This window comes from Streptosporangium sp. NPDC006013, from assembly GCF_040614275.1.
In the GTDB taxonomy this organism is placed as follows: Bacteria; Actinomycetota; Actinomycetes; order Streptosporangiales; family Streptosporangiaceae; genus Streptosporangium.
Genome location: NZ_JBEXUE010000490.1, coordinates 1 through 7380, shown reverse-complemented (window position 1 = coordinate 7380; position 7380 = coordinate 1). Strand labels below are relative to the sequence as shown.

The following is a 7380-nucleotide window of genomic DNA, read 5'->3' as shown; positions in this document are numbered from 1 at the left end:
CGGGTCCCGCGGGGAGCGGCGGCTTCGGCGGCATGCGGGGCGGCTTCCCCGGAGGCGCGAGAGGAGGGGGCGCCGAGGGGGACGGCGGACCTCCCGGTGGCGTACCGGGACAGAACTCGCAGCAGGGGGTGACCGGTGACGCCGTTCCGCGGACGCGCTACGGCCTCCCGGCCGGAGACGGCATGCGTGGTGGCGGCCCCGGCGGTGCCATGGACCGGCAGATGATCGAATACCTGAGGAGGAACCGGGACGGCGCGACCTGGCTGGTGGCGGTGAGCAGCGCGCAGGGCGCCTCCTCGGCCATCCTGTCGACAGGGCTGCCCGTCATCGCGATGGGCGGCTTCACCGGGAGCGACCCCGCCATGACCGTGGACCGGCTCAACGGGCTCGTCTCCTCGGGGCGGCTCAGGTACGTGATGACCGGAGGCGGCCGGGGCGGCCCCGACGGGGGCGGGTCCCAGGTGACCGAGTGGGTGCGGGCCAACTGCACGGCGGTCAAGGCGTCGGAGTACGGCGGCTCCACCGACCAGTCCCTGTACCGCTGCGGCTGAGCCGGCGGGCCGGCCTGTCCGCCGGGCGGCCGGAGCCGTGCCGCTCCCGCTCTCCTCGCCCGTACGACGGGGGCGAAGTCATTGACTGATCGACCAATCAGTAGTATGGAGGCGGTGTGCCCGCGCTGCTGTAGTCTTGCGCCGTGCACAGCGGAGTAGGGGCGCGCAGCAGCCGCGCCGACCAGGCCGACCAGCGCCGAGCGGAGCTCCTTGAAGCCGCCAGGCGGGTCGTGCTCGAGCGCGGGCTGGCCAGTACCCGTGTCGCCGACATCGCCAAGGCGACGAACGTGAGCGGTGGCCTGATCCACTACCACTTCGCCACCAAGGACGATCTCATCACCGAGATGCTCCGCAGCACCAGCGACTCGGAGATCCAGCGGCTGAAGGAGATCGTCGCGGGCCCCGGCACCGCCGTCCAACTCCTCGACCGTGTCCTGCGCTTCTACATCCCGGCCTCCCGCTCCGACCAGAGCTGGATCCTCTGGGTCGACGCCTGGGCCGTGGGAGTGCGCGAGGAGCACGTCCGCACCATCCTGCTGGAGCTTGAGGGCGCCTGGATCGAGATCCTCAGCCAGGTGATCTCCGCCGGCGTGGCCTCGGGTGAGTTCACCTGCGACGACCCGCTGGGCTCGGCCGAGCGGATCGACGGCATGCTCGACGGCCTCGTGGTCCGGTACACCCTGCACACCGGCAACATGTCGCGGAGCCGGATGCTCCATCACGCCAGGGTCGCCGCCGCCAGGGAGGTCGGCCTGCACCTCTCGGACTTTCCCGACGAGCCGGCCGAGGCTTCGTAGCGGCGGGTCGGGCGGGGGAGACCCCGTGGCCGCCGGGTCAGGCCTGGGGGGTGGGCAGGGCCGCGAGGAGGAAGGCCAGCCGCGCCGCGGCACCGTCGATGTTCTCGCTGGTGCCGAGCCGGTAACCCCACGAGGTGATGAAACGGCCGTCCTGGGAGCAGGTCACGGTCTCGGCCAGGGTGCTGCTGAAACGGTTGCGGACGTACACGTACGCGGGATCACCGAACGAGATCCGCTGTACGGAAAGGTCGGCGTGCAGTCGTATCGCAGCAACGAACCTCTCCAGACAAGACAGCGTGTCCAGCATCGTGCGTCACCTCCGTCTCGACAGAGAATTGCACGATCTTGGGATGCTAATCAAGCAATTGCGGTGTTTACTCCCTCGGCTGCCCGGAGAAATCGTTGAGTACTCGGACGATCACCGATCTGGCGTCCTCCCCGAAGGCCGCGACCTCGCAGAGTTCCTCGAAGGTCCGCGCGTAGAAGGCGACGTCGTCGGGGTCGCGGAGAAGCAGGTCCCTCGTCCTGGTCGGCACCGCGACATGGTCGTCGTCGTACATCCAGAAACCGTTGAGCGGTGCCGAGGGCAGGGGCGCCTCGAAGGGGATCACACCGAACTCCACGTTCGGCAGCGCGGTCACCGCCAGTAACCGGTCGAGCTGCCCGCGCATCACGTCCAGCGGGGCCAGCCGGTAGCGCAGCACCGCCTCCGGCAGGACGAACCTGAACCGCCTGCTCTGGTCGTAGAGGATGTCCTGGCGCCGCATGCGGATCCGGATGGCCGCGTCGATCTCGTCGGGGGACCGGTAGAGGCGCTTGATCCGAGTGAAGATGCTCCGGGCGTACTCGGTGGTCTGCAGCAGGCCGATGACCACGCCGGGCTCGAACACCCGCAGCAGCGTGGTCCGCGCCTCCATGTCGCGGACGTCCTCCTGGAGGGCGGCCAGCCCGCTGCGATGCCGCTGCCGCCAGGAGTCCTGGCGATCCAGGAGGCCCAGTGCCCGCTCCACCAGCTCCTCGACCACCTCGGGGGAGGCGTCTGTGGCCTGCGCCCACTGGACGATGTCGTCCTCGGTGACGGCCTGGCGGGCGTTCTCGATCCGGGAGACCTTGGAGGCCTGCCACCTCAGCCGTTCGGCCAGTTCCTTGCCCGACAGGTGAGCGGTCTCCCGCAGGTGCCGCAACCGCGCGCCGAGTTCGGTTCTGGCCTGTTGGAACCCGCTCACACGATCTCCCTGGCCGCTCTCGCCCGCCTGCTCCTCCCGCGGGTTCACGTCATCCCCCGCGTGGTGCGCACGACGCTAGACCCGAGCATGTGGATCAAGCCAGAGAGCACTCCTAATCGTGACCAATATTTACAGAAAGTACCCGGCGTGCGATGTCCACGAGCAACTCGCGGGGCACCTCGACGGCGGTTTCACCCTCCAGGACGTGGCGCAGGTCGGCCAGCGCCTCCGCGTCGGTCACCCGAAGGCCCTGCACCACGACGGTCCCGCGATCGGTCTCGTAGAGGGAGGGGCAGGCGCCCGCTTCGGAGGTTGAACCAAGGAACCGGAGGCGCATGACTGAATCCTTCCCCGAACCACACTCATGGAGCAATTGCGAGCAATCCTAGAGTTTGGAGGGTTGCATGAAGGTTTCAAGCACCAGATAACGCACATTCCACCTATTTCGCCTTATGTCACATGAACGTGCGGGCGCGGGCGAACAGGTTCAGCGTGGTCGCGTGCAGCAGATCCCCGAGTTCCCTGGGCGCCTTGCCCGCGCACGCGCGAGCGTGCGTGCCCTCCAGCACGATGCCGAGCTTGAAGCAGGCCAGCACCGCGTACCAGTCGACGGCGGACAGATCGCGGTCGGACAGGGCCGCGTAGCACTCGACGAGCTCGGCGGCCGGGGCCAGCCCGGTGACGCCGCCGGAGATCACGCCCACGCCGTCGGCGGTCGGCCAGGTCGCCAGCAGCCACCCCAGGTCCAGCAGCGGGTCGCCCACCGTGCACATCTCCCAGTCGACGATCGCGGCCACCCTGGGCCCGTCACAGGCGAACATGAGGTTGGCCAGGTGGTAGTCGCCGTGCATGATCCCCGGGGTGAACTCCTTCGGCCGGTTGCGCTCCAGCCAGCCGGCCGTCTCCGCCAGTCCGGGGATGTCGGGCCCCGGATATCCGTCCAGTGCCCCGTAGCCGTCCAGTTCGCCCATCCAGCGCGGTACCTGCCGTTCCAGGAACCCGTCGGGGCGGCCGAACCCGTCGAGCGCGCCGTGGTCCACCCGCCCGAGGTCGGCCAGCGCCGAGGCCGCCTCCAGGCCCATCCGGTACCGGATCGCGGGATCGCTCGCGTGCGGCTCGGGCAGCCCGACCGTGGGGTTGAAACCCTGGACCGGTTCCATCAGATAGAAGACCGCGCCCATGACGCTCTCGTCGGTGCAGGCCGCGACGAGGCGCGGTGCCGCCACCGGCGTGTCGCGCAGCACCGTCAGCACCCTCGCCTCCCGGCGGAGTACCTCGTTGCTCCTGGCGCGCGGATGCAGCGGCGGCCTGCGCAGCACGTACTGAGCCCCACCCCGCTCGAAGCGGACCATGACGTTCTGCGTTCCGCCCGCCACGGGCGCGACCCGCTCGAACGGCCCGGGGGGCAGCCCCTGCGCGTCCATCCACGCACCGAGCACGCCGAAGTCGATCACGTTGACGTCGATGTGCGCGGCCGTCATGCATCCTCCTTGACCGAATTATATTCTAGTCGGGGTGAATCTATGATCCCCGCCCGCGACGGTCAATACCGTCCATACCGCGGCGGCCGTTCCGATCGGGGGATCACAGCAGGCGCCGCGGGATGTCGGCGAGTACGGCGCGGAGTTCCTCACCGAGGGCCTTGGCCTGGGCGTCGAGGCGAGGACTGGCGGCCACGCCCCGGCCGAGAAGGCCGTGGACGACGAAGTTGAGGGCGAGCAGGTTGGGCAGCTCGAAGCGCTCGACGTTCAGCTCCGCGGTGCAGGGCAGGAGCCCGGCCAGGCGCTCGACCGTCAGGTAGTCCTCCAGCCACCCGAACTGCTCGGCGGTGCGGACCCAGACCCCCAGGTTGGCGTTGCCACCCTTGTCCCCGGACCGGGCACCCACGATCGAGCCCAGCGCGACCCGCACCGTCCCGCCGTCGCCGTCCGCGCCCCGTGGGCCGCCCGGCGCGCTCTCCTCCGGCGCTCCGGGGCGCGTGACCGGGGGAGGGGGAGCCTGCCCGGACCGCTCCCGGTCGCCGTCCCCCGACGCGTCCGGCACCGTGGGGAGCTCGCGGCCGTCGAGCCAGACGCGGGCCCGCACCGCCTCCGCCGGGACGAGTGTGGGCCAGTAGACCCCGTACGGCGAGGCGTCACCGGGAGGGGTCAGCCCGTAAAAACCGGGGTAGCTCGCCAGGCCGGTCTCGACCACGGCCGAGGAGAAGGCGCGTCCGGCCCTGCGCCGGTCGGCGTCCATCACGGTGACGCGCAGCAGGGCGGTTCCCGCCAGCGGGGTGAGCTCGACGTGGACCTCGTCGAACGACTCCCTCGGCACCCGGGCCCAGATGGCCTCCTGGGCGAGCCCGGCCTTGGCCTCGATGTCCAGACCGGTCAGGACGAGCGTCATGGTGTTGCGGTAGCCCGCCAGGTAGTTGACGGCGACCTTGAGCGTGGCGGGCGGAGCCTCGCCGCGCACCCCCGAGATGCGGACCCGGTCGGGGCCCTGCTGCTCCAGCCGGATCGTGTCGAAGCGCGCGACCACGTCGGGGCCGGGATAGCGGGGTGAGGCGATCTCGTACAGCAGCTGCGCGGTGACCGTGCCGACCGAGACCAGCCCCCCGGTCCCGGGATGCTTGGTGACCACGCTGGAGCCGTCCGCCTCCAGCTCCACCAGCGGGAACCCGCAGCGCGCCAGGTCGGGCACCTCGCCGAAGAACGCGTAGTTACCGCCGGTCGCCTGGCAGCCGCACTCGATGACGTGCCCGGCGACCACGGAGCCGGCCAGCGCGTCGAGATCGCCGGGCCCCCACCCGTACCACCAGATTCCCGGCCCTGTGACCAGGGCGGCGTCCGTGACGCGGCCGGTCACCACCACGTCCGCCCCGGCGGACAGGGCGGCGGCGATCGGGCGGCCCCCCAGGTAGGCGTTGGCGGTCAGGGCGGGCGCGGGCAGCGGCTCGCCGGTGTCGGCGTTCGGTGCTCCGCCCAGGTCGTGGCCGGTGAGGTCGTCACCGGTGACGTGGGCGACCCGCACCGGCAACCCGAGGCGCGCCGCCAGCTCGGTCACCGCCCCGGCGCACCCGGCGGGATCCAGGCCGCCCGCGTTGGAGACGATCTTGATGCCGCGTTCCAGGCAGGTCCCGAGGACCTCCTCCAGCTGCCTGAGGAAGGTCGGCGCGTAGCCGGGGCGGCCCTTGAGCCGGTTCCCGGCCAGGATCAGCATGGTCAGCTCGGCGAGCCAGTCGCCGGTGAGCACGTCGATCGGGCCGCCCTCCACCATCTCCCTGGCGGCCGACAGCCGGTCGCCGTAGAAGCCGGAGCAGTTGGCGATACGCAACATCGGATCTCCTCGGGCGGGGTGTCGGCAGGCGGTGTCAGCCCGTCTCGGAGGCGGGGATCCAGGACGCGGGCCGCTTCTCCATGAAGGCGGCGATCCCCTCCTGTCCCTCGGCGGAGGTGAAGCGCCGGGCGGACAGCTCGGCCATCTGGCGCATGCCCTCCTCGACACTCAGCTCGGGCACGGTTCGCACGAGCTGCTTGGTGAGAGCGAGCGACTCGGGGCCGCCGCGCAGCAGCATGCCGGTGTAGTGGGCGACCGTCGCGTCCAGCTCCTCCTCGGGCACGGCGCGGGTGAGCAGCCCGATCTCCCTGGCGCGGGCGGCGTCGAACGTCTCCCCGGTGAGCAGGTACTCGGCGGCGGCGCGCGGGTCGAGCCGCCGCAGCACGGTCACCGAGATCATCGCGGGCACCACGCCGAGCCGCACCTCGCTGAAGGCGAACGACGCCGAGTCGGGGGCGATCGCGAAGTCGCAGGCCGCCACCAGACCGAGCCCCCCGGCCCTCGCGGTGCCGTTCAGCCTGCACACGACCGGCTTCGGGCTCTCCCAGATCAGGCTCATGATCTCCGGAAACGACGCGGTCACCGGCGCCTCGTGCGCGCCGCGGGGGGTCACTCGCTGCTCCTTCAGATCGGCGCCCGCGCAGAACACCGGCCCGGTCCCGGTGAGCACGATCACCCGGATGCTCTCCTCGGCCAGCGCCCAGTTGAGCCGGTCCTCCAGATCGCCCAGCAACCGCACCGACAGGGCGTTGCGGTTGCGGGGGGAGTCGAGGGTGATCGTCGCCACCCCTCCGGACACCTCCCCGTGCACCAGGCGCTCCACCGGCCAACCCCCATCGGTTCTCATCTGAATCCTTCCAGCCGCAAGACCCCGTATCCCGGCTCCGGAGAGCCCGGGGAGGGGATCAAGTCTGCTCCTCGATCACGACCAGTACGAACCCGGCCTCGACCTGACGGCCCGGCGCCACGTTCACCGCCGCCACCGTGCCCGGTGCGGGTGCGGTGATCCGGTGCTCCATCTTCATGGCTTCGAGCACCACGACCACCTGCCCCCCACCGACCCTCTCGCCGGGTTTGACGTCGATCCGCAGCACGGTACCGGGCATGGGTGCCAGCAGGGAGCCGGGTAGCACCTGCTCCACCGGCACAGGCAGGCGCTCCAGCGGGGTGAGCCGTACGGAACCGAGCGGGGAGTCCACGTGCGTCACGCCGTCGTAGCGGGCCACGGCGAACCTGTGCCGCACGCCGGAGGTCTCCAGTACGACGAGCGAGGGCGTCGCGCCGATCAGAACGGTATCGGGGAACCCCTCGGCACGCAGGCCGGCCCTGGTGATCCGGTAGGAGATCTCCGCCTCCGCGAACGCGGTGCGCTGCGGCTGCGACACCACGTCCCGCACACCACCCTCGACGCGCGCCTGGTCGACGCGGCGGCGGCCATGATCGGCGCCGGTGTCGACGCGATCCCAGTGCTGGGGGAGTCCAACA

The 7380-nt window shown here is 71.0% G+C and carries 8 protein-coding genes and 1 pseudogene; 2 read left to right on the top strand and 7 right to left on the bottom strand.

From position 1 onward, the window contains the following. Both ABZ260_RS42670 and ABZ260_RS42665 read left to right on the top strand, forming a co-directional pair. Positions 1 to 551: pseudogene (locus ABZ260_RS42670) on the top strand (glycosyl transferase family 39); the annotation flags it as partial. A 143-nt stretch (positions 552 to 694) separates the two neighbouring features. Beyond that, positions 695 to 1348, top strand: coding sequence for a TetR/AcrR family transcriptional regulator (locus tag ABZ260_RS42665; RefSeq protein ID WP_355554767.1), 654 nt, complete (start codon positions 695 to 697; stop codon positions 1346 to 1348). A gap of 37 nt (positions 1349 to 1385) precedes the next feature. On the opposite strand, the gene ABZ260_RS42660 is transcribed toward ABZ260_RS42665, so the two are convergent. The 7 genes from ABZ260_RS42660 to ABZ260_RS42630 form a co-directional block, all read right to left on the bottom strand. Then, the gene (locus ABZ260_RS42660) at positions 1386 to 1655 is read right to left on the bottom strand and encodes a hypothetical protein (RefSeq protein WP_350928715.1); all 270 of its coding nucleotides are present in this window, start codon (positions 1653 to 1655) and stop codon (positions 1386 to 1388) included. Between the two features lie 67 nt (positions 1656 to 1722). Beyond that, positions 1723 to 2574: a helix-turn-helix transcriptional regulator gene (locus tag ABZ260_RS42655; RefSeq protein ID WP_355629250.1), complete on the bottom strand. Its 852-nt coding sequence runs from the start codon at positions 2572 to 2574 to the stop codon at positions 1723 to 1725. A 112-nt stretch (positions 2575 to 2686) separates the two neighbouring features. Beyond that, positions 2687 to 2911, bottom strand: a complete 225-nt coding sequence (locus ABZ260_RS42650; RefSeq protein ID WP_030908087.1) for a hypothetical protein — start codon at positions 2909 to 2911, stop codon at positions 2687 to 2689. A gap of 118 nt (positions 2912 to 3029) precedes the next feature. Then, on the bottom strand, positions 3030 to 4055 hold the full coding sequence (locus ABZ260_RS42645) for a phosphotransferase family protein (protein WP_355629247.1): 1026 nt from the start codon (positions 4053 to 4055) through the stop codon (positions 3030 to 3032). Positions 4056 to 4158: 103 nt separating this feature from the next. Further along, positions 4159 to 5895 (bottom strand): acyclic terpene utilization AtuA family protein, encoded by a 1737-nt coding sequence (locus tag ABZ260_RS42640; protein ID WP_355629244.1) that lies wholly within the window; start codon positions 5893 to 5895, stop codon positions 4159 to 4161. Between the two features lie 34 nt (positions 5896 to 5929). Further along, complete coding sequence (locus ABZ260_RS42635) at positions 5930 to 6742, bottom strand: enoyl-CoA hydratase-related protein (RefSeq protein ID WP_355629241.1); 813 nt, start codon at positions 6740 to 6742, stop codon at positions 5930 to 5932. Positions 6743 to 6800: 58 nt separating this feature from the next. Continuing rightward, positions 6801 to 7380 (bottom strand): biotin/lipoyl-containing protein (locus tag ABZ260_RS42630; RefSeq protein WP_355629239.1); only part of this gene is annotated, 580 nt, incomplete at its 5' end.